The organism is Shimia gijangensis (assembly GCF_900142085.1).
In the GTDB taxonomy this organism is placed as follows: domain Bacteria; phylum Pseudomonadota; class Alphaproteobacteria; order Rhodobacterales; family Rhodobacteraceae; genus Shimia; species Shimia gijangensis.
Window position 1 is genome coordinate 1 of record NZ_FQZQ01000073.1, and the last position, 1,308, is coordinate 1,308.

The following is a 1,308-nucleotide window of genomic DNA, read 5'->3' on the forward strand; positions in this document are numbered from 1 at the left end:
TGAACCGCCCCGGGTTTACCGGAGAGTAAAACACTCCAAAGGTGAGCCTTATGACGAAGAAGAAACATACCCCCGCTTATCCGGCCGAGCTGCGTGAACGCGGTGTCAGGCTTTTTCGAGAGAACCGTGTCAATTATTCCAGCGATTCAGCCACCTATAAAGCGATCGCGCCGAAGCTTGGCTGTTCCCCTGACAGCCTGCGTGCCTGGTGCCAACAGGCGGAACGCGATGACGGTCAGCGGGCCGGCCTGACGACCGAAGAAAGGGATCGTATCAAAGAATTGGAGCGTGAGAACAAGGAACTTCGCCAGACCAATGAGATCCTGAAGAAGGCCTCCGCGTATTTTGCCCAGGCGGAGCTCGACCGCCCGTTCCGCAAATGATCGCCTTCATTGACGATCATCGCGGTGAGTTTGGGGTCGAGCCGATCTGCAGGGTGCTGCCGATTGCCCCTTCTACATTTTATGCTCATGCAGCGATTGCCCGTGATCCTGGTCTGGCGTCAGACCGGGCCAAACAGGACGCAATAGATCGAAAGAAGATCAAGGACGCCTTTGATGACAGCGGCAAGCGATACGGTGCGCGTAAAATCTGGCACGAACTGCGCCGGAACAATCATGACATTGCGCGCTGCACAGTGGAGCGTCTGATGAAAGTGATGGGAATACAGGGTGTTGTGCGGGGGCAAAAGCCGATCACCACCAATCCTGACACCTCCCAGCCGTGCCCGGACGACAAGGTCAATCGTGACTTCACAGCAAGCATGCCAAACCAGCTCTGGGTCAGCGATTTCACCTATGTCTCAAGCTGGCAGGGCATGGTGTATGTGGCTTTCGTCATCGACGTCTTCGCGCGCTGTATTGTCGGGTGGCGTGTGTCCACGTCAATGACGACCGGCTTCGTACTGGACGCCCTCAACCAAGCGATTTGCCAAAGGGCTCCATCTGAGGCGGACAGCCTGATCCACCACAGTGATCGCGGCAGCCAGTACCTGTCGATCAAATACACCGAACGTTTGGCAGAGGCAGGCATCGATCCCTCCGTTGGAAGCGTCGGCGACAGCTATGACAACGCTCTGGCGGAAAGCACGATCGGCCTGTTCAAAACCGAGGTCATCGACTTCATGGGGCCGTGGAAATCCGTCGCCCAGGTCGAATGGGAAACCCTGAAATGGGTGAACTGGTACAACACAAAACGCCTACACAGCAAAATTGGATACATCACGCCAAAAGAAGCAGAGGAGAACTTCTATCAAGCCTTGAACGCTGTCGAAAAAGCAGCTTAACATTTGAACCAACAACTCTCCGG

Annotated in this window: 1 protein-coding gene and 1 other annotated feature; the gene reads left to right on the top strand. The window is 55.4% G+C overall.

Annotation, left to right across the window (positions count from 1 at the left end; all coding sequences use genetic code 11):
* Positions 1-50 precede the first annotated feature (50 nt).
* Positions 51-1,285, top strand: a protein-coding gene (locus BUC32_RS20070; protein WP_139280824.1) for an IS3 family transposase whose coding sequence is annotated in 2 segments (ribosomal slippage) — positions 51-345 and positions 345-1,285 — 1,236 coding nt in all. Because the reading frame shifts where the segments join, the coding sequence is not laid out codon by codon here.
* Positions 338-454: a sequence feature (AL1L pseudoknot), on the top strand. (Overlaps the previous gene by 117 nt.)
* Positions 1,286-1,308: the final 23 nt, after the last annotated feature.